We start from the raw sequence: 22005 nt of genomic DNA on the forward strand, positions 1-22005 counted from the left end.
TCTCCGAGTCCTCACCCGTCGACCGGCGATGCCCGAGTTCCGCCTGTACAACACGTTGTCGCGCACCGTGCAACCGTTCGTTCCCGCCGACGGCGAAACGGTGCGGTTCTACTCGTGCGGCCCCACGGTCTACGACCCGGCGCACATCGGGAACTTCCGCACCTTCCTGTTCAACGACCTCCTGCGACGCGCCTTGCGCCTCGAAGGGTGGAAGGTCGCGCAGGTGCAGAACCTCACCGACGTCGACGACAAGATCATTCGACGGGCGGAGTCGACCGGAAAGACGATCATCGAAGTCACGGAACCGATCACCGAGATCTTCCACAAGGACCGCCGCTACCTGCGCATCGAGGATGCCGAGGAGTATCCCAAGGCGACGACCCACATCCCGGAGATGATCGCGCTGGTCGAGACGCTCCTGGAGAAGGGGGTCGCCTACAAGGCCGAAGATGGCTCGATCTACTTCGCCATCGATCGCTTCCCGGGGTACGGCAAGCTCTCGCGCCTCGATGCTCGCGAAGTGAAGAGCGGCGCGCGCGTGGCGCAGGACGACTATACGAAGGAGAACGCCCAGGACTTTGCCCTGTGGAAGGCCGCCAAGCCCGAAGACGAGGCGACCGGCGCCGCCTGGGACGCCCCCTTCGGCCGCGGGCGTCCCGGCTGGCACCTCGAGTGCTCGGCCATGGCCATGAAGTACCTGGGCGAGACGCTCGATATCCATTGCGGCGGAATCGACCTGGTTTTCCCGCATCACGAGGATGAGATCGCCCAGTCCGAAGCGGCGACCGGGCAGATCTTCTCCCGCTTCTGGTGCCACGGGGAGTTCCTGCAGATCGATGGGACGAAGATGTCCAAGCGGCTGGGGAACATCACGACGGTCAAGGACCTCCGCGAGCGTGGCGTCTCGGCCGCCGCGCTGCGGCACTTCATCTATTCGACCCACTATAGAAAGCAGATGAACCTGTCCGGGACCGGTCTCGAGGCGTCGCTCGAGGCGGTGCGCCGGGTGGGGGAGTTCGCGCATCGACTGGAGACGGCGCGCGGGGGGACGCCCGAACTGGCGGTGGCGGCCCGAGAGGGGGAGCAAGCGTTCCGAACAGCGCTCCGCGAGGATCTGAACGCCCCGGAAGCGGTGGCGGCGCTGTTCACGTTCCTGCAGAAGGCGAATGCCGAGCTCGACCGAAAGGGGGGCGACGCGAGCAGTCTGGCCGAGGCGCGACGGGTTTTCGCGCTGATGGATTCCGTGCTCGACGTCCAGCCCCGGGCGCAGCGGGTGGTGGTGGGGCCAGATCGGGTGGAGCCGGATCCGGCGTCGCTCCCCGATCTGGAGCCGCCCGAGCTGGAGCAGGTCCGATGGGCGGTTGGCCGACTGCGCGACCGGCTGGCCGCCCGCGCCCAGCGCGATTTCGCCGCCTCTGACGCGATTCGGGCCGAGGTGGAGGAGCGGGGGTTTGTCGTGAAAGACACCCCCGGCGGCACCCAGTTGGAGCGATGGCGGTAGAAAGACGGGGGGCGGCAGAGGGGCGGATTGGCCGAATCCGGGTGGCTCGGACGTCAGCCTTTCACTCGTTTCCCCGTCTTCTCGTGTTCTTGTCTTCCGCGGTATCTGGTTGAGTTGACACGAGTTGCAGCCCCCGCTATCCTTTGTGTCTCGCGCAAAAAAACCTGGCGTGTCGCTGACGTAGCTCAGTTGGTAGAGCTCCTGATTTGTAATCAGGCGGTCGCGAGTTCGAGTCTCGCCGTCAGCTTGTTGGGGCGGTCGAGGACGGCGAGGCGGCGGCACCGGCGGGAATGCGGGACAGCGTGGGTAGTCGTTAGGTGGGGTACCCAAGTGGCCAACGGGAGCAGACTGTAAATCTGCCGGCGTACGCCTTCGAAGGTTCGAATCCTTCCCCCACCATCGGGCGGGACTGCAGGGAAGAGCAGGGCAGGCAGGGCCGCACGGCGTCGTTAGGTCGGTGCGGGGCACGATGCGGGAGTAGCTCAGTTGGTAGAGCGCGAGCCTTCCAAGCTTGAGGTCGCGGGTTCGAGCCCCGTCTCCCGCTCTGTAGGGTTGTCGGGTAGGGCGGCTCGGCTCGGAGCTGCAGCAGGTCGAGGTTGCACGCGTAGCTCAGTTGGTAGAGCACACCCTTGGTAAGGGTGAGGTCATCGGTTCAATCCCGATCGCGTGCTTGCTGGAACGTTGGTTGAGGGTGGCACCACGCAATAGCGCAAATCAGGCGAGGGATGAGGGTCGGGCGCTGCCAGGATTGGTGGCGGCGGGCTCTCGTCTTCCCGTCTTCTCGACTTCCCGTCTTCTGGGTCCAGAGCGATGCCCCGCGACAAGATCATTCTCGCCTGCGGCGAGTGTAAGAACCGCAACTACTTCACCACGAAGAACAAGCGCACGCATCCTGAGCGCGTCGAGTGGAAGAAGTACTGCCCGCGCTGCAACAAGCATCAGACGCACAAGGAAACGAAGTAGCCGTGACTACCCAAGCCGCCAGTGCGAGCTGGATGCAGCGTCTCGTCGCGTTCTATCACGACGTGATGGCCGAGATGAAGAAGGTGACGTGGCCCGATGTCCCGCAGGTGCGCCAGCTGGCCATCGGGGTCATCATCCTGTCGCTGTTCATCGGTGGGCTCATCGCGCTCATGGATGTCATCCTGCAGCAGGTGCTCGTGCGCTGGATTCCGTCGTTCTTCGGGGGCTAAGCCGTGGAGCACCGCTGGTACGCCATCCAGACCACAGCCGGGCACGAGAACAAGGTCAAGTCGCTCATCCAGCGGAAGATCGAGCAGGATCCCCGCGCCGCGGAGGAGCGTCTGATTCGTCAGGCCCTCGTCCCGACGCAGCAGGTCGTGGAAATCAAGAACGGCAAGAAGGTCACCGTCGAGCGCAAGCTGTACCCCGGCTACGTGCTCGTCGAAATGCTGTGGAACCAGGAAACATCGCACATCATCAACGGTATCCAGGGCGTCATCAAGTTCGTGCAGCACGGACTGGGCGGCGCGACCAAGGAGCCGATGCACCTGCGGCAGGACGAAGTGAAGCGCCTGCTCGGGATCGCGGATGAGGTGGAGGAAGCCGCACCGCGCGAGGAGATCCCGTTCCTCGTCGGACAGGCGGTCGCCATCACCGAAGGGCCCTTCACCGACTTCAGCGGGACGGTCGAGGAAGTGATGCCCGACAAGGGGAAGGTCCGCGTGATGGTGTCGCTGTTCGGGCGCCCCACGTCGGTGGAACTCGATTACTTGCAGCTGAAGGCATACTGACCCATAGCAGTACCAGACGCCGGGGGATCGGCATTCGCGCGAGGGAACTGCAGCGCGAACGCACGACACGATCCCGGCGCAGGTCGACCAGAGCACGGGCAACCGTCCCTCGGTCACCACCCGCAGTCACCGGCCCTTGCGCGGGGCGGCCGCTACGCGGCGAGAAGCGCACCGTCGGCAACCACGACGACGTGAATCACACGGTGGAAGTCTGAACGCGGTTGCTCGTCGTACAGGGCCGCGGGACGGTACGAGGTCGGACAAACGTGGACCCGGGCACACGCCCTGGCCTGCTCACTCCGCCTCACGCTCAACCAGCATCATCGCTGAGCCCTGCGGACGCGACCTCGGTCGCTCGCGGGTCCGTCCCCCTGTTCGCCGTTCGCTCCGCGCTCGTACGCAGAGGAGACCAATGGCAAAGAAGGTCAGCGGGTTCGTCAAGCTCCAGATCCCCGCGGGGCGCGCGAATCCGGCTCCTCCGGTGGGTACGGCTCTCGGCCCCCAGGGGATCAACATCATGATGTTCTGCAAAGAGTTCAACGCTCGGACGCAGGACCGTGACGGCTTGATCCTCCCTGTCGAGATCACGATCTACTCGGACAAGTCGTTCACCTTCATCCTCAAGACGCCGCCCGCGGCCATCTTGATCAAGAAGGAGCTCGGACTGGAGAAGGGGTCGGGTCAGCCCAACCGCGTGAAGGTCGGGACGATCAGCAAGGCGCAGGTCAAGAAGATCGCCGAAGTGAAGATGCCGGACCTTAACTGCGACTCGATCGAGTCCGCGATGTCGATGGTGGCAGGCGCGGCGCGCTCGATGGGTGTCGAGGTCAAGGACTGATGCGCACTCACGGCAAGCAGTTCAACAATGCGGCAAAGAAGCGTGACATCGCCTCGGCGTACCAGATGCGCCAGGCGCTCGAGCTCGTGAAGAGCTCCGCCTTTGCCAAGTTCGACGAAACGGTCGAAGTCGCCGTCCGCCTGGGCGTCGATCCGCGCCACGCCGATCAGGTCGTGCGTGGAACGGTCGTGCTCCCGGCTGGCACCGGCAAGACGGTGCGCGTCCTCGTGATCGCCGTCGGTGAAAAGGCCCGCGAGGCGCAGGAAGCCGGCGCTGACTTCGTCGGTGTCGAGAACCTCCAGAAGATCAAGGACGGCTGGCTCGACTTCGACGTCATGATCGCCACCCCCGACCAGATGGGCCAGGTCGGCCAGCTGGGGCGCGTGCTCGGCCCCCGTGGCCTCATGCCGAACCCCAAGGCCGGCACCGTCACCATGAACGTCGGTCAGGCCGTGCGTGAGTCCAAGGCCGGCAAGATCGAGTTCCGCGTCGACAAGGGCGGCAACGTCCATGCGGCGATCGGCAAGGTGTCGTTTGGCATCGAGGCGCTCGAGACCAACTTCACCGCCTTCATGGACCAGATCGTCCGGTCCAAGCCCGCCGCCGCGAAGGGCGTGTACGTCCGGAACGTCTCGGTCTCCAGCACCATGGGCCCTGGCGTGCGTGTCGACACCACTCCGTACCGGGGTTAACGAGCGATGAAGAGATCCGACAAGGAACAGCTCGTTAACGAGCTCCGCGACAAGATCAAGGGAGCGAGCGCGCTCTACTTCACCGACTTCACCGGCCTCAACGTGAAGCGGATGACCGAACTGCGCCGGCGCTTCCGCAAGGCTGGGATTGAGTACGTCGTCATCAAGAACACCCTCGCGCTGCGGGCCGTGAACGAGAGCGGCCTCACCGGAAGCCGCCTCAAGGGGCCGACCGGCGTGGTGGTGGCGAAGGATGCCATCGTCGCCGCGAAGGTGCTCGTCGACTTCGCCAAGGAGCACGACCAGAAGCCTGGGCTGAAGGGCGGTCTCTACGAAGGGAACGCGATCGACGAGACCACGATGCGCAAGCTCGCCACGCTGCCGACCCGCGATGAAGCGCTGTCGCAGTTCGTGAGCGCGTTGAACAGCGTCCTGATGATGTTCGCCCTCGCCCTCGAAGCGAGAAAGGAGCAGGTAGAGAACGGCTAAAGCCCAGGCGAGACGGGAGAGGGGAGACGGAAGACGGGAGCTGTACCCCGCGCCGGATGCCCTTCACTCACCCGCCATGGAATTGTGATTCAACAATCCCAGGATCGCCTGGGTCCCACACGGAGAATACAGACAATGCCTACGACCCTGAGCAAGGACGAGATCCTCGACGCGATCGGCAACATGTCGGTCATCGAGCTCGCCGACCTCATCGACGCGTTCAAGACCAAGTTCAACGTCACCATCGCCGCCGTTGCCGCTGGCGGCGCGGGCGGCGGTGCTGCCGCGGCCCCGGCCGTCGAGGAGCAGACGGAGTTCTCCGTCATCCTCAAGGCCGCCGGCGCCAAGAAGATCCAGGTCATCAAGGTCGTCCGCGAGCTGACGGGCCTCGGCCTGAAGGAAGCCAAGGACGTCGTCGATGGCGCGCCGAAGGAGATCAAGGGTGGCGTGTCGAAGGACGAAGCCGCCCAGATCAAGGCCAAGCTGGAAGCGGAAGGCGCCGAGGTGGAGGTCAAGTAAGAACGGCGGACGAGCGACGGGAGACGGGAGACGGGAGTGCGGCGGCCTCAAGGCCGCCGCGACTGCCGAAGCCCGAGGGTTTCGCGAGCTGCAACGCAGCGAGCACTCCCGTCTCCCGTCTCCCGTCTCCCGTCCCCTTACTCCTCCAGCCCCGCCGCCGCTCAGTGATTCAGTCGTACCGCTCTACTTCCGCAGCTCCTTCCTTCGCCTCCCTCTCGCTCGCGCCAATCGCGGCGCGCACGAGGGTGGGGCCGTTTTCGCCTGTGCGCGGGTGAAACATGCCTGAATTGATGAAGCAGATCACATTTGGAAAGCTCGACGAAGGAATGGGGATGCCCCATCTCCTCGACATCCAGACACGGGCGTTCGAGACGCTCTTGCAGCTGGATGCCGCCTCGCATGACCGCGAGGACATCGGCCTCGAGCGGGTCTTCAAGGATCTCTTCCCCATCACCGACGTCCACGAGAACTTCTCGCTGGAGTTCGTCAAGTACAACCTGGGCGAACCGAAGTACTCCGTCGAGGAGTGCATCGAGCGAGACATGACGTTCTCGGCGCCGCTCAAGGCGACGCTCCGACTCGTCATCAACGAGGACGTCAACGGCGTCAAACGCCCGCGCAACATCATCGAGAAGGAAGTCTACCTCGGCGAGTTGCCCCTGCTCACCGACCTCGGCACGTTCGTCATCAACGGCGCCGAACGGGTCATCGTGAGCCAGCTGCACCGCTCGCCGGGCGTGGTCTTCGAGGAGTCGACGCACCCCAACGGGCAGCGCCTGATCTCGTCGCGCATCATCCCGTTCCGCGGATCGTGGGTCGAGTTCACCGTCGACATCCACGACGTGATCTACGTCCACATCGACAAGAAGAAGAAGTTCCCGGCCACCGCCCTGCTGCGCGCCTTTGGGTACGGCGCCAACTCGGACATCCTCCGGCTCTTCTTCGCCGTCCGCGACCTCGACCTCACCAAGAAGCGTGAAGGCCGCGCCGAGACGCGCGAGGTCCTGGGCGCCATCCTCGCCGAGGACGTCACGCTCGCCGGCGAAGAGGCCGCGCCGGACGCGCCCAAGCTCAAGACGAAGAAGGCCCGCGCGCTCGCCGAGCGCGCCCAGGCCGACCTCCTCGTCCGCGAAGGCGACGAACTGACCGAGGAGATCTTCAATCGCCTCACCCGCCAGGGGATCAAGACCATCAAGGTCTTCTCCTCGTACATGACGGTGGACCTGCGCGACGAACTCGACGCGATCGAACGCGGCGAGCGCCCGCAGCCGCGCGTCCTGTCGCATGACGTCGTCGACCCGGAGACGGGCGAGGTCGTCGCCGACGCCGGCGGTGCGCTCAAGGAGACGCTCATCAAGCGCATCCGGAAGGCCGACATCGTCAAGGTGCAGGTCTTCGTCCCGTCGGGCCGCGCCGAGTCCGCGCTGATCAAGAACACGATCGCCAAGGACCCCACCGACCCGAAGCACATCACGCCGGAAGAGCGCAAGAAGCAGCAGTGGCCAGGCGACGCCGAGTCGGGCGAAGGGAAGGCGCTCAACTCGATCTACACGCTGCTCCGTCCGGGCGATGCGCCGAACAAGGAAACGGCCAAGCAGGCGCTCGAGCGCCTGTTCTTCTCGCCCAAGCGGTACGACCTCGGGCGCGTGGGGCGCTACAAGATCAACCAGCGCCTCGGCCTCAAGGAAAAGGCGAGCACCACGGTGCTCACCAAGGACGACTTCATCGCCATCCTCCGCAACCTCGTCGAACTGCACGAAGGACGCGGGCACGTCGATGACATCGACCACCTGGGCAATCGTCGTATCCGTTCGGTGGGCGAACTCATCGCCAACCAGTTCTCGGTCGGTCTGTCCCGCATGGCGCGCCTGGTCAAGGAGCGCATGTCGATCAACACCGACCCCGAGAAGATCTCGCTCGACGACCTCGTGAATGCGCGTACGGTCAGCGCGGTCATCCAGGCGTTCTTCGGCTCGTCGCAGCTGTCGCAGTTCATGGACCAGACCAATCCGCTGGCCGAGCTGACGCACAAGCGCCGTCTCTCCGCGTTAGGCCCTGGCGGCCTCACCCGCGAGCGCGCCGGCTTCGAAGTGCGCGACGTGCACTACTCGCAGTACGGGCGCATGTGCCCGATCGAAACGCCGGAAGGTCCGAACATCGGCCTCATCACGTCGCTGGCCTGCTTCGCGCGCGTCAACGATCTCGGCTTCGTCGAGACACCGTACCGCGTGGTCAAGAACGGCAAGGTGACCAACGAACTCGCCTGGCTCGATGCCAACCGCGAGGAAGACACGGTCATCGCGCAGGCCAATGCCAAGCTCAATGAGGACGGGACGTTCACGGACGAACTGGTGCTCTGCCGCCAGCGCGGTGACTTCCCGGTCGTCTCGCCGGATCGCATCGACTTCATGGATGTGGCGCCGGAGCAGCTCGTCTCCATCGCCGCGGCGATCATTCCGTTCCTCGAGCACGACGACGCCAACCGCGCGTTGATGGGCTCGAACATGCAGCGCCAGGCGGTGCCGCTCCTCAACCCGCAGACCCCGCTCGTGGGGACCGGGCTCGAAGCCAAGGTGGCCCGTGACTCCGGCGCGGTGGTCATCGCCCGCCGGTCGGGTGTCGTGACGCGCGTGACGGCCGACGAGATCATCGTCGATGCCGGCCCGGCGGAGCGTGCCAAGGTCAGCGGCGACAAGCCGCTCGAACGGCTGACGCAGCAGGATCGCTACAAGATCAAGAAGTACTGGCGCACGAACCAGGACACCGCCATCAACCAGCGCCCCATCGTCCGCCTCGGCCAGAAGGTCAAGGAAGGCGACGTGCTGGCCGACGGTGCCGCGACGGAGTTCGGGCAGCTCGCGTTAGGCTCGAACGTGCTCGTCGCCTTCATGCCGTGGTACGGGCACAACTTCGAGGACGCGATCGTCCTCTCCGAGCGCCTGGTCAAGGACGACGTCTATTCGTCGATCCACATCCAGGAGCTCGAACTGCACGTGCGCGACACCAAGCGCGGGCAGGAAGAAATCACGCGGGAAATCCCGAACGTCGCCGAGGAGTCGCTGGTCGACCTCGACGAGCGCGGCATCGTGCGCATCGGCGCCCACGTGAAGCCGGGCGACATCCTCGTCGGCAAGATCACGCCGAAGGGCGAGACCGAGCTGTCGCCGGAAGAGAAGCTCCTCACGGCGATCTTCGGCGAGAAGGCGAAGGACGTGAAGGACTCCTCGCTCAAGGTGCCGCCGGGCATGGAAGGGGTGGTCATCGACGTGAAGATCTTCTCGCGCATCGAGGACCAGGTGGTCGAGAAGGATCGCGGTGAGCGCATCGGTGAGGTGCGCCGCCTCGAAGGGGAGGAGAAGGTGCGCGTCAACGAAGTCCGCGACGAGGAACTCAAGGTCCTCCTCGAGGGACAGACGGTCGCGCTCGCGCTCAAGGCGGGGACGGTGGAGGAAGGGATCACCACCGGGTCCGTGCTGACGAAGGAGCTCCTCCGCGACCTGCGCTTCGCCCAGCTCGACCTCAAGACGTTCCGCGTCGAGAGCAAGAAGATCAACGACCAGATGCGCGAGATCATCGATGCCGCCAACGAGGAAAAGGCGCGCATCGAGGAGAAGGCCGAAGAGCGCATCGACCGCATCCTGCAGCCGGATGAACTCCCGCCGGGCGTCATCCAGCTGGTGAAGGTCTACCTGGCCGAGAAGCGCAAGATCTCGGTCGGCGACAAGATGGCCGGCCGCCACGGCAACAAGGGTATCGTGGCCCGCGTCGTTCCCGAGGAGGACATGCCGTTCCTTCCCGACGGACGTCCGGTCGACATCGTGCTCAACCCGCTAGGCGTGCCGTCGCGCATGAACGTCGGGCAGATCCTCGAGACCCACCTCGGGTGGGCGGCGCGGATCCTCGGCTTCTATGCCAAGACCCCGGTCTTCCAGGGGGCGAACGAGAAGGAGATCGGCATGCTGCTCAAGCTCGCCGGGCTGTCGTGGGCCCGCGAGACGCTGTCGCTCACCGGCACGGCGATCAACATGACCGACGCCGACATCCGGCACATCACGCGCGACTTCCGTCCCGAGAAGGGCGCGGCCGATCGCGTGGAGCTGCTGGCCGACGCCTCGATCAATGAGCTCGGCGGGCGCGGCATGTCGCCCGAGACGAAGGACATCTTCCACCGGGTGCGCGAGTTCCTGTCGTACGCGGCCCGCACCCTCGCGGAGCGCGAGGAACTGGAGCTCAAGAACCAGCTCACCTTCCACCAGTCGGGTGCCGACGATGAGTCGGCGTCGGCGCCGTCGCGTGCCGAGATGAAGGCGGCGGCCAAGGCGGTGGAGAAGCGTGTCGGGCGCACGCCGCAGGAAGTCCTCGAGGATCTCGAGCTTCCGGCGCTGGCGGCGATGCTCGGCAAGAAGTCCGAAGCCGACGTGGAGAAGGCGGCGATGGAGCTGTTGCGCCTCGCCGGCATCACGCCGGGCGGCAAGATGCACATGCGCGACGGGCGCACGGGCGAGAAGTTCGCCTCGCCGGTCACGGTCGGGGAGATCTACATGCTCAAGCTCTCCCACCTGGTCGACGACAAGATCCACGCGCGCTCCATCGGCCCCTACTCGCTCGTCACGCAGCAGCCGCTGGCGGGCAAGGCGCAGTTTGGTGGCCAGCGCTTCGGGGAAATGGAAGTGTGGGCGCTGGAAGCCTACGGCGCGGCGCACACGCTCCAGGAGATCCTCACCGTCAAGTCCGACGACGTCAACGGCCGGTCGCGCGTGTACGAGGCGATCGTGAAGGGGCAGAACCTCCCCGAACCGGGGACGCCGGAGTCGTTCAACGTGCTCGTGAAGGAACTGCAGGCGTTAGGCATCTACGTGAAGATGGGCGCGAAGGGCGAGCTCACCGGAAACAGCGCAGGAAACGGTGCCGGCTTCACCACCGAAGGCGAGGTGTAACCCATGATCGATTTCCGTAGCGCGCGCGAGACGCGCGCCTCCTCGTTCGACTTCATCCAGGTCCGCATCGCGTCGCCGGAGGAAATCCGCGGCCCGAAGGACCCCAAGGAGCGCGAGCGGCAGGAGATGCAGGGGCTGCGGCAGTGGTGGTCGTGGGGCGAGGTCACCAAGCCCGAGACCATCAACTACCGCTCGTTCAAGCCCGAGAAGGACGGCCTCTTCTGCGAGCGCATCTTCGGTCCCGTCAAGGACTGGGAGTGCCACTGCGGCAAGTACAAGCGCATCCGCTATCGCGGCGTCATCTGCGATCGCTGCGGCGTCGAGGTCACGCTGTCCAAGGTGCGCCGTGAGCGCATGGGACACATCGAGCTCGCCGTCCCGGTGGCGCACATCTGGTTCTTCAAGACGCTGCCGTCCCCCATGGGGAACCTCCTCGACCTCACGCTCCGTGACCTCGAGAAGGTGATCTACTATTCGAACTACGTCGTCATCGAGCCGGGCAACCAGGAAGTCCGGGCCAACCAGCTCCTCGACGAAGACCAGTTCCTCGACCTTCGCATGAAGGCGAAGGAAGAGGGCGATAGCGCCTTCATGGCCGACATCGGCGCGCCGGCGGTGCGTGAGCTCCTCAAGCGCATCGACGTCGACAAGGTCGCCGAGCAGCTGCGCCGCAGCGTGACCGACGAGTCGTCGCAGCATCGCAAGAAGCAGATGCTCAAGCGCCTCAAGATCGTCGACGCCTTCCGCAACTCGGGCGACGCCGGCGGCACGCGCAACAAGCCGGAGTGGATGATCATGGACGTGATCCCGGTGATTCCGCCGGATCTCCGTCCGCTCGTCCCCCTCGACGGCGGGCGCTTCGCCACGTCCGACTTGAACGACCTGTACCGCCGCGTCATCAACCGCAACAACCGGTTGATGAAGCTCATCACGCACCGTGCGCCGGAAGTCATTCTCCGCAACGAGAAGCGCATGCTGCAGGAGGCGGTCGACGCCCTGTTCGACAACGGGCGCCGCTCCAAGGCGATCCGCGGCCGCGGCAAGCGCCCGCTCAAGTCGCTGTCCGACATGCTCAAGGGCAAGCAGGGGCGCTTCCGCCAGAACTTGTTAGGCAAGCGCGTCGACTACTCCGGCCGTTCGGTCATCGTCGTCGGCCCCGAGCTCAAGCTGCACCAGTGCGGTCTGCCGAAGGCGATGGCGCTGGAGCTCTTCAAGCCGTTCATCATCCACAAGCTCGTGGAGAAGGGGATCGCCGAGACGGTCAAGCGCGCCAAGAAGATCGTGGAGCGCGAGAGCCCCGAGGTCTACGAGATCCTGGAAGAGATCATCAAGGACCATCCGGTCCTCCTCAACCGCGCGCCGACGCTCCACCGCCTGGGCATCCAGGCGTTCGAGCCGGTGCTCGTCGAGGGCAAGGCCATTCGTATTCACCCGCTCGTCTGCGCGGCGTTCAACGCCGACTTCGACGGCGACCAGATGGCCGTGCACGTCCCGCTGTCGTTCGAGGCCCAGCTCGAGGCACGCCTGCTCATGCTGTCGTCGAACAACATTCTCAAGCCGTCCGACGGTCGCCCGATCTCGGAGCCGTCGCAGGACATCGTGCTCGGCTGCTACTTCGCGACCAAGCAGACGCAGGACTTCGACAAGATCGCCAAGGATCCGAAGCTCACCCACGCGCTGCGCTCAATCGGCAGCGTGGCCGAGGCCGAGATGACGATCGCCACCGGGCGCGCCAAGCATCACACGCCGGTGCGCTACCTGGTCGATCGCGACGGCGAGAAGAAGTGGATCGTCACCACGGTCGGTCGCATCCTGTTCAATGCGATCATCCCGGCCGAGGTGGGCTTCCAGAACCGCGACATGAAGAAGAAGGCGTTAGGCGAGCTGGTGTTCGACACCTTCCGCCGCGCCGGCCTCGCCAAGACCGTGGAGTTCCTCGATCGCCTCAAGGAGTTCGGCTTCGCCAACGCGACCCGCGGCGGCGTCTCGATCGGCATCGAGGACCTGCACATCCCGGGCGACAAGGAAGTGCTGCTCAAGGAAGCGGAGGAGCGCGTCGAGCGTTTCCAGCGCGCCTACCAGACGGGCAACATCACCAACGGCGAACGCTACAACAAAGTCATCGACACCTGGACCCACGCCAACTCCGACATCGCCGACGCCATGGTCAAGGCGATGCGCGAGTCGCACGCGGGCTTCAACCCGGTGTTCATGATGTTCGACTCCGGCTCGCGCGGTAGCCGCGACCAGATCCGCCAGCTGGCGGGGATGCGCGGCCTCATGGCCAAGCCGCAGAAGAAGCTCACCGGTGGTATCGGCGAAATCATCGAAAGCCCGATCAAGTCGAACTTCCGCGAAGGTCTCTCCGTGCTCGAGTACTTCATCTCGACCCACGGTGCACGTAAGGGGTTGGCCGATACGGCGCTCAAGACGGCCGACGCCGGCTACCTCACGCGTCGTCTCGTCGACGTGGCGCAGGACGTCACGATCGCCGAAGAGGATTGCGGCACGATTCAGGGGCTGGAGATCGCCGCGCTGAAGGAAGGCGAGGATGTCATCGAGGCGCTCAGCGAGCGCATCGTCGGCACCGTGGCCGCCGAAGACGTGGTCGATCCGCACGTGCGCGACGAGTCCGGCCGCCACGTCGTGCTCGCCGAGGCGGGGCAGCTCATCGATGAAGAAGGGGCGAACGCCATCGAAGAGGCGGGGATCGAGTCGGTGAAGATCCGCTCGGTGCTCACCTGTGAGGCCAAGCGCGGGCTGTGCCGCATGTGCTACGGGCGCAACCTGGCGACCATGAAGATGGTCGACCTCGGCGAGGCGGTCGGCATCATCGCCGCCCAGTCCATCGGCGAGCCCGGCACGCAGCTCACGCTCCGTACGTTCCACATCGGTGGGACCGCGGCGCGTATCGCCGAGCAGACGGCGCGCAAGTCGAAGGTCGCCGGTGTCGTCGAGTTTGGGGACCGCCTCGTGCTGGTCACCAACCGCGAAGGCCAGAAGATCGTCACCTCGTACGAAGGCGAGATCACCATCCGTGCGTCGGCCGACAAGTCGTCGGCCATCGGCGCGCGACTGGCGGTGCCGCTCGGCGCCACCTTCTTCGTGAAGGACGGCGACGAGGTCAAGAAGGACCAGGTCATCTTCACGTGGGACCCGTACACCAACCCGATTCTCGCCGACATCGAAGGCACGATTCGCTTTGTCGACATCGTCGAGGATGAGTCGGTCTCCGAGGAGCTCGACGAACTCACCGGCTTGCGCCAGCGCGTGATCATCGAGGACCGCGAGAAGAAGCTCCATCCGCACATCGAGATCTGGCAGACCAAGGGCGGGAAGGAGAAGCGCGTTCGCGACTTCGTCATCCCGGTCGGGGCCGTGCTCGTGTCCACCGACGGCGACGAGATCCACGCCGGTGACACGATCGCCAAGGTCTCGCGTGAAGCGTACAAGACCCGCGACATCACGGGTGGTCTCCCCCGCGTGGCCGAACTCTTCGAGGCGCGTCGCCCGAAGGATCCGGCGACGATCTCCGAGGTGGACGGCATCGTGAAGTTCGGCGACATCAAGCGCGGCAAGCGCGAGGTGTTCGTCACCCCGGCTCGCGTGGAGAACACGCAGTGGGTGGTCGACGAAGGCGCCGAGTCGCAGCTGTACGAGGTGCCGGCCGGCAAGCACTTGCGCGTGCACGAGGGCGACCGCGTGCGCGCCGGTGACCGCCTGACGGAAGGGCCGGTCAATCCGCACGACATCCTACGCATCAAGGGGCCGCGTGCGGTGCAGGAGTACCTGCTCAACGAAGTGCAGGAAGTCTACCGCCTCCAGGGCGTGAAGATCTCCGACAAGCACATCGGCGTCATCGTCAAGCAGATGCTGCAGAAGGTCCGCATCGTCGATCCGGGCGATACGGAGTTCCTCGAGGGCGAGCACGTGGACAAGCAGGTCTTCCGCGAACAGAACGATCGCGCGAAGAAGCGGAAGGAGAAGCCGGCAACGGCCGAACCGCTGCTCCTCGGGATCACGAAGGCGTCGCTCACGACGCAGTCGTTCATCTCGGCGGCCTCGTTCCAGGAGACCACTCGCGTTCTCACGGATGCCGCAATCCGCGGTGCCCGGGACGACCTGATGGGGCTCAAGGAGAACATCATCATCGGACACCTCATCCCCGCCGGCACCGGGCAGTACCGGTACAACGACGTGGAGATCGAGGGAGCCGAGCTGCCGGAAGTCACCCCGCAGCTTCCGATGAACGAGGAGCCGCTTCCGAGCGTCTTCTCGGCGAGCTTCGCCGACAGCACGTTCAGCTTTGGAGGGAACGACGACCTGTAACCCGCCGGGTTGCAGGAGTCGGTATGCACGAAACAACGCCCGGGCAAACAGCCCGGGCGTTGTGCGTTGTTAGGGGGTGGGTCGTAGTGGCCCGGCGCGCACGCGTGCGGCCGACCGACGGATCAGCTGCGCGTCCAGATGACCAGGACGCCGCAGCCGCCCGACGTGCGATTGAACTGGGCGGGAACCTGCGAGGCTCCGGCGTACGCTTCGATCGACTCGATCTGTTCGGGGGGGATGCTGTTCACGTCGTGGAGGGGCACGCTCCCGCCTTTCGAGTTGTAGATCAGCGCGCCGTTGAGGTACACGTCCATGTAACACGCCGGCCGCGCGCCGGCCGCGATGTCGGAGCGGTCGAGCTGGAATCCGCCCGCCTGGCCAAAGGCGCCCCCGGACGTCGCCGGCGAACGTCCCGAGGCAGCCCACGCTTTCATGCCGCGCCCACGGCGAATCGAGACGCCGGGCGCGAGGGCTGCCAGCACCTCGGACGTCTGCCGGTTGGAGAATTTCTCCAGCATCCGTCGATCGATGAACGATCCGTTGCCGAACTTCCGCCGCTCCTCGAAGCCCGAGAGGCGCGAGGCGGTGCTGGTGGCTTCACCGGTCACCGCGACGCCGGCCAGGGTCTGCACCGCCGGCTGCAACACGATGGGGGAGATCTCGAGGACGTCGACGTCCAGGTCGACCGTGACGGTCTCGGGGCGAAAGCCGGGGGCCGCAGCAATCACCAGACGCTCTCCCAGGGGCACCGCGACCAGCGCGAAGTGCCCGAGCGAATCGGTGGCGACGCGTACGCTGCCACCCGCAATGCTCACGGCCGCGCCGCGTACGGGTGCGCGCTGCGGACCAGCGAGCACCTCGCCGCGAATCGAACCCTGCGCCGGCGCCGCGAGGGCCGGGACCGTGAGCGCGATGGCCCACGCCAGCTGCCAGCCGCGCCGGCACCGGACGATGGAGTGGCGATGAATGGACATGCAGCGAAGCTGGGGAGTGAACGGGAGCACGTCCAGCGTGGACCACGATAGCTGCGTCCCGGTGCGACTGATAAGGGGTGGGACGCCCTTCGCCTTGACGCCGGCCCCACGCACCGGGAAGTTGGCGCGTGCCCTATCGCACGATCGGACTCCTGATGGCGCTGCTCGTCGTGCTGCTGGGCCTGCGATGGCTCGGCCGCGCCACGCTCGATCGTGCGGCCCGCCGCGCGGTGCTGCGGTTTCGCTCGCGCGTGGATCGCTACAAGCTCACCAAGAAGCACACGATCGTCGCCGCACTGCTCGCCGATGAGGCGATCACGATTGCCGTCGACGAGCACGCGCGCGAGCACGGCGCCACGCCCGAGGAGACCTGGCGCCGAGTGCGGCGCTACCTCGATGAGATCATCCCGTTCTTCAACATCCTCGCGTACTACCGGCTGGGATACACGGCAAGCCGTCTCGTGCTGAACCTGTTCTACAAGGTCAGCGTGGACACCGAACGCCCCGATCCGTTTCGCGGACTCCCGCGCGACTCGATCATCATCTACCTGATGAACCATCGTTCCAACGCCGACTACGTGCTGGTGGCGTACGCCTTGGCGGGTGACGTGTCGATCTCGTACGCGGTGGGCGAGTGGGCGCGCGCCTTTCCACTCGAGTACATCTTCAAGGCGTTCGGGTCGTATTTCATCAGGCGGCGCTATCGGGAAGCGCTGTACCATGTGGTGCTCGAACGCTATGTGCAGCTCATCACGCGACACGGCGTCACGCAGGGAATTTTCCCCGAGGGAGGGCTCACGCGCGACGGGACGCTGCGCCCGGCCAAGATCGGGCTGCTCGACTACGCGTTAGGCGTGGCCCGCGACCCCGCGCTGCGTGCGCGCATGTACGTGATGCCGGTGGCGCTCAACTACGACCGCGTCATCGAGGATCGCACGCTGCTTCGCGAACTCGCCGCGCGCGACGGTCGCCCGCACACGTCGCGCTGGGCGCAGTTCCGCGAGGTGACACGCTACGTCGGCTGGAATCTCGGACGCATGTTCACCGGGCGGTGGAAGCGCTACGGGCGGGCTGCGGTGACGGTGGGGAGTCCCATCCCTGTGGGAGCGTGGGTCGATCGCCTGGAGTTGGAAGGGATCCCCTTGTTCGAGATCGAGCGGCACGAGCGCCTGGGGCACGTGCAGCGGTTCTGCGACGAGGCGATGGAACGGATCGGCGCCCTCGTCCCGGTGACGCCGGTCGCGCTGGCCTGTGCGGCCATCCAGACCTTCAGCGCCGACTTCGTTCCCCGCGACCAGTTGCTGGCGCGCATGGCCGAGCTACGGAGCGTCCTCCCCGACGTGAACACGCGCGTCCTGCAGGCCGAACGGTCCGTGGAGGAGATCTTTGACCGGGCGTACCGGATGCTGCGCCTGCGGAAGGTGGTCGCCCGGCAGGGGAACGGTTACCTCATTCTGTCGCGCGGACGCCCCCTGATCTCCTACTATGCCAACGGGGTCGCGCACCTGCTCGGCCCCTACACGGCGGGCATTCGCGAGCGTGATGCGCTTCCCGTGCTGGCGGCAACGGGGGACTGGAGGGACTGATCCGAGGCGACCGGGGGATTCGGTCACGATTCAGGAGAGATTCCCTCCGGACGGATTGACCTCCGCACCTTGCCTCGCGGACGGGCCCCGTCTAAGTTCACGATTCTGTTCCGTGCCGCCCTCGGTGGGCGATCCACGTAGATGTCGATTCACGAACTGGTACTGAATGCCAACGATCAATCAGCTCGTCCGGCGCGCGCGCAAGGACGTTCTCAAGAAGGAAAAGTCGCCGGCTCTCAAGGCGAACCCGTTCCGCCGCGGTGTCTGCACCCGCGTGTACACCACCACGCCCAAGAAGCCGAACTCGGCGCTGCGTAAGGTGGCCAAGGTTCGCCTGACGAACCAGATCGAAGTCATCGCCTACATCCCCGGCGAAGGGCACAACCTGCAGGAGCACTCGATCGTGCTCGTGCGTGGTGGCCGCGTGAAGGACCTCCCTGGGGTGCGCTATCACATTGTCCGCGGGACCCTCGACGCCGCCGGCGTCAACGGTCGTAACCGGAGCCGTTCCAAGTACGGCACCAAGAAGCCCAAGGCGGGCGCCCCCGCCGGAGGTAAGAAGAAGTGAGCCGCCGTAAGAAGTCGGTGAAGCGTCCCGTTCTCGCGGATGCACGCTACGACAGCCAGACTGTCTCGAAGTTCATCAACTCCCTGATGTATCAGGGAAAGAAGTCGACCGCCGAGCGCCTGTTCTATGGGGCGATGGACATCGTCGAATCCAAGACGAGCCAGCCTGGGGTCAACGTCTTCAAGCAGGCGCTCGCGAACCTCAAGCCGGTCATCGAGGTCAAGTCGCGCCGCGTCGGTGGTGCCACCTATCAGGTCCCGGTCGAAGTCCGTCCCGAGCGCCGCACGGCGCTGGCGATGCGCTGGCTCATCGGGTATTCGCGCGACCGCAACGAGAAGTCGATGGCCGAGAAGCTCGCGGCTGAGGTCATTGCGGCGTCCAAGGGTGAGGGGAATGCGGTGAAGAAGAAGGAAGACACGCACCGCATGGCCGAAGCGAACAAGGCGTTTGCCCACTATCGCTGGTAGCCTGGCCCCAGACCTATTCTGGTACGAGCGCTCGCCTGGATCGTCTACCAGGCGAGCGTTCGTCGCATCTGGCACGCAAGTTGACTCGGATGGGGCTGCCACATCCCCGCTATCTCTCCCATCCGAAGAGCGTCGTAATGTCGATCAGCATGGCTAACGTCCGTCTGCCCAAGCCCAAGCCCGACCTGATCTTCAAGACTCTGGCGGACGGGGGTCTTATCTTCTCGCCGGAACTCGAAGTCTATTTCTCGGTGAATGCTGTCGGCTCGCGCGTGTGGAACCTGCTCCCACCCGTGACCGACACGCTCGATTCACTGGTGTCGACGCTCTCGGCGGAGTACACCGACGTGACCCCAGACGTGATTCGTGCCGACGTCGAGGAACTGCTCGCGGAGTTCGCGGCGCAGGGGTTGGTGGACCCCCTCCAGTGATGCCGAGCGCGCGGCGATGCTCCGGCACGCCGCGCCCCTGAGCCGCACGTCGCCGTGACCGCCCTCGCCGCCTGGTGTGGCGCGCCATCGAGCAACAGCGTCGACACGGTGACGCAGCTGCTCACCGCCCTGACCCTTCGCGGCGACCGTCCCACACTTTCGCAGCCGCTGCCAGGCTGCGTATTGGGCGCCGCGTTGTTCGAGTGGCAGTCGGAATGGGCCGGAACCGGCGTTGGCCGATGCGGCCCGGTGACCGTCGCCGCCGACGCGACCCTCTACTACGTCGACGATCTCGTGACGGCGCTACGCCACGAAGGCGTGGCGGCAGAGTCACACTACCCCGCCGACCTCATCGCTGCGGCGATCCGCGCCTGGGGGGAACGCGCCGTCGAGCACCTGGAGGGCGACTACGCCTTCGTGGCGTTGCAGGGCGAGGAGCGCACGCTCATCGCGGCGCGCGATTGGGGGGGACTCAGGTCCCTCTACTTCGCCGCCACCCCGGATGCGATCGCCTTCGCCAGCGAAGCGTCGCCGCTCGCGTCGCTCCCGGGGGTCGACGATTCGCTGAACCTTCCATGGCTCGCCGAAGCGGCCGCTGCGCGGTACGAGTCCCCAACCGAGTCTGCCTATCTCGGTGTCCAACTCGTGACGGCGGGCTCCCTCGTTCGGGTCAAGCTCGACGGCGCGAATCTCGATCGGCGCATCGAACGGGTGCGCACCTTCGATCCCCCTCGCTTCCTGGGCGACCAGCATCCGGTTGTCCCTTTCGAGCAGGCCACGGGAGAACTGCGCGCCCTGATGGAGGCAGCGGTTCGCGAGCGGATCCCCGCGCGTGGCGACGTCTCCGTTGGGCTGAGTGGCGGACGCGATTCGACCGCGGTGTACGCACTCGCGCGTCGCCAGCAGGGGGCACGGGTCAAGAGCATGTCCGTGACTTATCCCGAGGGTGATCCCGGCCGGGAGGACGACGTCATTCTCGACGTGCTCCGGATGTGTGGTGGCGAACCACACTGGATCTCCGCGACGGAACTCCCGATCCTCGGCACCGTCGATGAATCGGCCGCGTCGCGTCACGAGCCGTTTGCCCATGTGTACGCCGAGTTCCAGGAGGCGCTCGCGCGTGCGGCGCGAACGCTCGGGACGCACGTGATGCTCAACGGTAGCGGCGGCGATCAGCTCTTTTCTGGCGAACCGACGTATCTCGCTGATCTGCTGCGGGAGGGGAAGCTTCGCACGCTACGGTCGGAGTGGCGAATGCTCGAGGGAGGCCGGGATTGGAAGGCGTTTTTCAAGTTCGCCATCTGGCCCAATCTGGGTCCTGTCTCGAATCAGGTGTTGTCGCTGCTTCGCGGAAAGCCGTTCGTCGATCCGTTCGACCGAGAGCTTCCCAAGTGGATCCGACGGGATTTCGCGGTTCGGCAGGGGTTGGACGCGCGTCACAGGGCGAACTTCCCATCGCGTCGGGCCGCATCGAGCGCGGGCGATTTCGAGCGTCGATGGCTGCTGGCGCACCCGTTTTTTCCGCGGGTGTTCGCCGAGGCCTACCGCCTCTATCTCAAGGAAGGGATTGAGCTACGCACCCCGCTGGCTGATGCGCGCCTCCTACGTTTTGCTGCATCTCGGCCCCGCTGGGAACGGCGGAGCGGCTGGCAGGTGAAGGTCCTGATGCGCGCATCCCTCACCGATGTGTTGCCGCCCTCGGTCACTGCCGGCCGTCGACGCCCGACCGGGACGACCGAGGGGCTGCTCTCGCTGGCGATTAACCGGCATCTGACGCGATTAATCGATGGGTTGGGAGAAGATTCCGTTCTCGTACGGTTGGGAGTCGTCGATCTGACGCTGTTGCGGGCTTTGGGATCGCGAATTGCTAAGGGAGAGTCAGATCCGGCGGCGCTGGAAGCCGTGTACACGATTCTTGCTGAGAAGTGGGCTAGGTCACACACCGGCAAGCGTTTCCCGGTTGCCTGATCGCCGGTTGGATTCGAAATTGCATTTGTGGAAAGGCGTAGGACAGAGCGAGCAGTAGGCGCTCAAAGCGCGGCGGGGGAGCCGCATTGCCGCCGGGGCAACGTCCCGGTAATCCTGACTAGGAGTACGAAATGTACCAGAAGCCGACTGTGGTACGTCTCGGCACTTTCCGTCAGCTGACCCAGGTTGGGTGCGTTGGAGGGACTGATTCCTTCTCCGTGCCTGGCATCGGGACGTCGATCGGCGGCACGCCGGTCTATGGCTCGAATGGGCAGCCGACGGTGTGCTTGGCGCCGAACGTCTCGCGCTAAGGGACGAGCTACGGAGCCGAGGGACCGGAGAAATCCGGTCCCTCGTGCTTTTCTATCCACTCCGGTCTCCGGAATCGAGATCCAGACTGGGTGCTTCGTCCGCGGTCCTGTGACCCGAATCGGTGAGCTCCGTCACCTTCGGCAACATTTTTGCATGAGAAGATGTTCGTGTGATGGCGACTCGAACCGGAGCCACCAGGCTCAGGTCGGCGCGATTATGCGACCGCGCAAGTGAGGCGGCGGTGCCGCCGGGACACTCTCTCGGCAACTTCTCAGTAAGGAGGACGCGGATGTATCAGAAGCCGATGGTCAAGCGACTCGGCGGATTTCGCGAGCTGACGAAGCTCGGTTGTGTCGGCGGGAGCGACAGCTTCTCTGTCCCCGGAATCGGAACGTCGATCGGCGGAACGCCGGTGTACGGGTCGAACGGCCAGCCGACCGTCTGCCTGGCGCCGAACGTCTCGCGCTAACGACGTGAGTCTACCAAGGGGGCCGGAGCAATCCGGCCCCTTTGCGTTGCTGGTGACCTAGCCGCTCGACCGCCCGTCATCACGCCGAACGACCGCGATGGGCCCCGCGCGCCACTCACCGTCCCGAGCGGGGCGGGTGTGTTCACCAGAGTCCGTAGAAGTGAGTATTCT

At 65.4% G+C, this 22005-nt stretch carries 18 protein-coding genes and 4 tRNA genes; 21 read left to right on the forward strand and 1 reads right to left on the reverse strand.

Going from position 1 to position 22005, the window contains the following annotated elements; genetic code table 11:
- The first annotated feature begins 28 nt into the window (after positions 1-28).
- The 14 genes from IPN47_06120 to rpoC all read left to right on the forward strand — a co-directional run bounded on the left by IPN47_06120 (position 29) and on the right by rpoC (position 15059).
- Positions 29-1501: a cysteine--tRNA ligase gene (locus tag IPN47_06120; GenBank protein ID MBK9407619.1), complete on the forward strand. Its 1473-nt coding sequence runs from the start codon at positions 29-31 to the stop codon at positions 1499-1501.
- A gap of 174 nt (positions 1502-1675) precedes the next feature.
- A tRNA-Thr gene (locus tag IPN47_06125) sits at positions 1676-1748 on the forward strand.
- A gap of 69 nt (positions 1749-1817) precedes the next feature.
- Positions 1818-1900: transfer RNA gene (locus IPN47_06130), tRNA-Tyr, on the forward strand.
- A gap of 72 nt (positions 1901-1972) precedes the next feature.
- Positions 1973-2045 (forward strand) — tRNA-Gly (locus tag IPN47_06135).
- A 54-nt stretch (positions 2046-2099) separates the two neighbouring features.
- A tRNA-Thr gene (locus tag IPN47_06140) sits at positions 2100-2172 on the forward strand.
- Positions 2173-2311: 139 nt separating this feature from the next.
- The gene (rpmG, locus tag IPN47_06145; GenBank protein MBK9407620.1) at positions 2312-2464 is read left to right on the forward strand and encodes a 50S ribosomal protein L33; all 153 of its coding nucleotides are present in this window, start codon (positions 2312-2314) and stop codon (positions 2462-2464) included.
- A gap of 2 nt (positions 2465-2466) precedes the next feature.
- Positions 2467-2694 (forward strand): preprotein translocase subunit SecE, encoded by a 228-nt coding sequence (gene secE, locus IPN47_06150; protein MBK9407621.1) that lies wholly within the window; start codon positions 2467-2469, stop codon positions 2692-2694.
- A 3-nt stretch (positions 2695-2697) separates the two neighbouring features.
- Positions 2698-3255 carry a transcription termination/antitermination factor NusG gene (gene nusG / locus IPN47_06155; protein MBK9407622.1) on the forward strand — a complete coding sequence of 186 codons (558 nt, stop codon included), beginning with the start codon at positions 2698-2700 and terminating at the stop codon, positions 3253-3255.
- Positions 3256-3667: 412 nt separating this feature from the next.
- On the forward strand, positions 3668-4093 hold the full coding sequence (gene rplK, locus IPN47_06160) for a 50S ribosomal protein L11 (GenBank protein MBK9407623.1): 426 nt from the start codon (positions 3668-3670) through the stop codon (positions 4091-4093).
- Positions 4093-4785 carry a 50S ribosomal protein L1 gene (locus IPN47_06165; protein ID MBK9407624.1) on the forward strand — a complete coding sequence of 231 codons (693 nt, stop codon included), beginning with the start codon at positions 4093-4095 and terminating at the stop codon, positions 4783-4785. Before rplK ends, IPN47_06165 begins: the two co-directional genes overlap by 1 nt.
- Positions 4786-4791: 6 nt before the next feature.
- Positions 4792-5274 (forward strand): 50S ribosomal protein L10, encoded by a 483-nt coding sequence (locus IPN47_06170; protein ID MBK9407625.1) that lies wholly within the window; start codon positions 4792-4794, stop codon positions 5272-5274.
- 135 nt (positions 5275-5409) lie between these two features.
- A complete protein-coding gene (gene rplL, locus IPN47_06175; protein ID MBK9407626.1) occupies positions 5410-5793 on the forward strand; it encodes a 50S ribosomal protein L7/L12 in 384 nt (127 codons plus the stop codon).
- Positions 5794-6083: 290 nt separating this feature from the next.
- Positions 6084-10730: a DNA-directed RNA polymerase subunit beta gene (gene rpoB, locus IPN47_06180; GenBank protein ID MBK9407627.1), complete on the forward strand. Its 4647-nt coding sequence runs from the start codon at positions 6084-6086 to the stop codon at positions 10728-10730.
- 3 nt (positions 10731-10733) lie between these two features.
- Positions 10734-15059 (forward strand): DNA-directed RNA polymerase subunit beta', encoded by a 4326-nt coding sequence (gene rpoC, locus IPN47_06185; protein ID MBK9407628.1) that lies wholly within the window; start codon positions 10734-10736, stop codon positions 15057-15059.
- A gap of 122 nt (positions 15060-15181) precedes the next feature.
- Here rpoC and IPN47_06190 read toward each other — a convergent pair whose 3' ends face one another.
- Positions 15182-16033, reverse strand: coding sequence for a carboxypeptidase regulatory-like domain-containing protein (locus tag IPN47_06190; GenBank protein ID MBK9407629.1), 852 nt, complete (start codon positions 16031-16033; stop codon positions 15182-15184).
- A 128-nt stretch (positions 16034-16161) separates the two neighbouring features.
- On the opposite strand from IPN47_06190, the gene IPN47_06195 reads away from it, so the two are divergent.
- From IPN47_06195 to IPN47_06225, 7 genes are all read left to right on the forward strand, one after another.
- Complete coding sequence (locus tag IPN47_06195) at positions 16162-17619, forward strand: 1-acyl-sn-glycerol-3-phosphate acyltransferase (protein ID MBK9407630.1); 1458 nt, start codon at positions 16162-16164, stop codon at positions 17617-17619.
- Between the two features lie 166 nt (positions 17620-17785).
- Entirely contained in the window at positions 17786-18187 is a 402-nt protein-coding gene (locus tag IPN47_06200) for a 30S ribosomal protein S12 (protein MBK9407631.1), read from the forward strand.
- Complete coding sequence (rpsG, locus tag IPN47_06205) at positions 18184-18654, forward strand: 30S ribosomal protein S7 (protein MBK9407632.1); 471 nt, start codon at positions 18184-18186, stop codon at positions 18652-18654. Before IPN47_06200 ends, rpsG begins: the two co-directional genes overlap by 4 nt.
- A gap of 149 nt (positions 18655-18803) precedes the next feature.
- Positions 18804-19085 (forward strand): PqqD family protein, encoded by a 282-nt coding sequence (locus IPN47_06210; protein ID MBK9407633.1) that lies wholly within the window; start codon positions 18804-18806, stop codon positions 19083-19085.
- A gap of 54 nt (positions 19086-19139) precedes the next feature.
- Entirely contained in the window at positions 19140-21053 is a 1914-nt protein-coding gene (locus IPN47_06215; protein ID MBK9407634.1) for a hypothetical protein, read from the forward strand.
- 131 nt (positions 21054-21184) lie between these two features.
- A complete protein-coding gene (locus IPN47_06220) occupies positions 21185-21364 on the forward strand; it encodes a lasso RiPP family leader peptide-containing protein (protein MBK9407635.1) in 180 nt (59 codons plus the stop codon).
- Between the two features lie 290 nt (positions 21365-21654).
- A complete protein-coding gene (locus tag IPN47_06225; protein MBK9407636.1) occupies positions 21655-21834 on the forward strand; it encodes a lasso RiPP family leader peptide-containing protein in 180 nt (59 codons plus the stop codon).
- Positions 21835-22005: the final 171 nt, after the last annotated feature.

This window comes from Gemmatimonadota bacterium (assembly GCA_016719105.1).
Taxonomy (GTDB): Bacteria; Gemmatimonadota; Gemmatimonadetes; order Gemmatimonadales; family Gemmatimonadaceae; genus SCN-70-22.

Bases quoted from the DNA above. Each gene is read 5' to 3' on its own strand.
- IPN47_06220 (MBK9407635.1), top strand. From the start codon at position 21,185: ATGTACCAGAAGCCGACTGTGGTACGTCTCGGCACTTTCCGTCAGCTG.
- rpmG (MBK9407620.1), top strand. From the start codon at position 2,312: ATGCCCCGCGACAAGATCATTCTCGCCTGCGGCGAGTGTAAGAACCGC.
- IPN47_06200 (MBK9407631.1), top strand. From the start codon at position 17,786: ATGCCAACGATCAATCAGCTCGTCCGGCGCGCGCGCAAGGACGTTCTC.
- IPN47_06190 (MBK9407629.1), bottom strand. From the start codon at position 16,033: ATGTCCATTCATCGCCACTCCATCGTCCGGTGCCGGCGCGGCTGGCAG.
- IPN47_06210 (MBK9407633.1), top strand. From the start codon at position 18,804: ATGGCTAACGTCCGTCTGCCCAAGCCCAAGCCCGACCTGATCTTCAAG.
- rpoC (MBK9407628.1), top strand. From the start codon at position 10,734: ATGATCGATTTCCGTAGCGCGCGCGAGACGCGCGCCTCCTCGTTCGAC.
- rpoB (MBK9407627.1), top strand. From the start codon at position 6,084: ATGAAGCAGATCACATTTGGAAAGCTCGACGAAGGAATGGGGATGCCC.
- IPN47_06165 (MBK9407624.1), top strand. From the start codon at position 4,093: ATGCGCACTCACGGCAAGCAGTTCAACAATGCGGCAAAGAAGCGTGAC.
- IPN47_06225 (MBK9407636.1), top strand. From the start codon at position 21,655: ATGTATCAGAAGCCGATGGTCAAGCGACTCGGCGGATTTCGCGAGCTG.
- IPN47_06120 (MBK9407619.1), top strand. From the start codon at position 29: ATGCCCGAGTTCCGCCTGTACAACACGTTGTCGCGCACCGTGCAACCG.
- rplK (MBK9407623.1), top strand. From the start codon at position 3,668: ATGGCAAAGAAGGTCAGCGGGTTCGTCAAGCTCCAGATCCCCGCGGGG.
- rplL (MBK9407626.1), top strand. From the start codon at position 5,410: ATGCCTACGACCCTGAGCAAGGACGAGATCCTCGACGCGATCGGCAAC.
- IPN47_06170 (MBK9407625.1), top strand. From the start codon at position 4,792: ATGAAGAGATCCGACAAGGAACAGCTCGTTAACGAGCTCCGCGACAAG.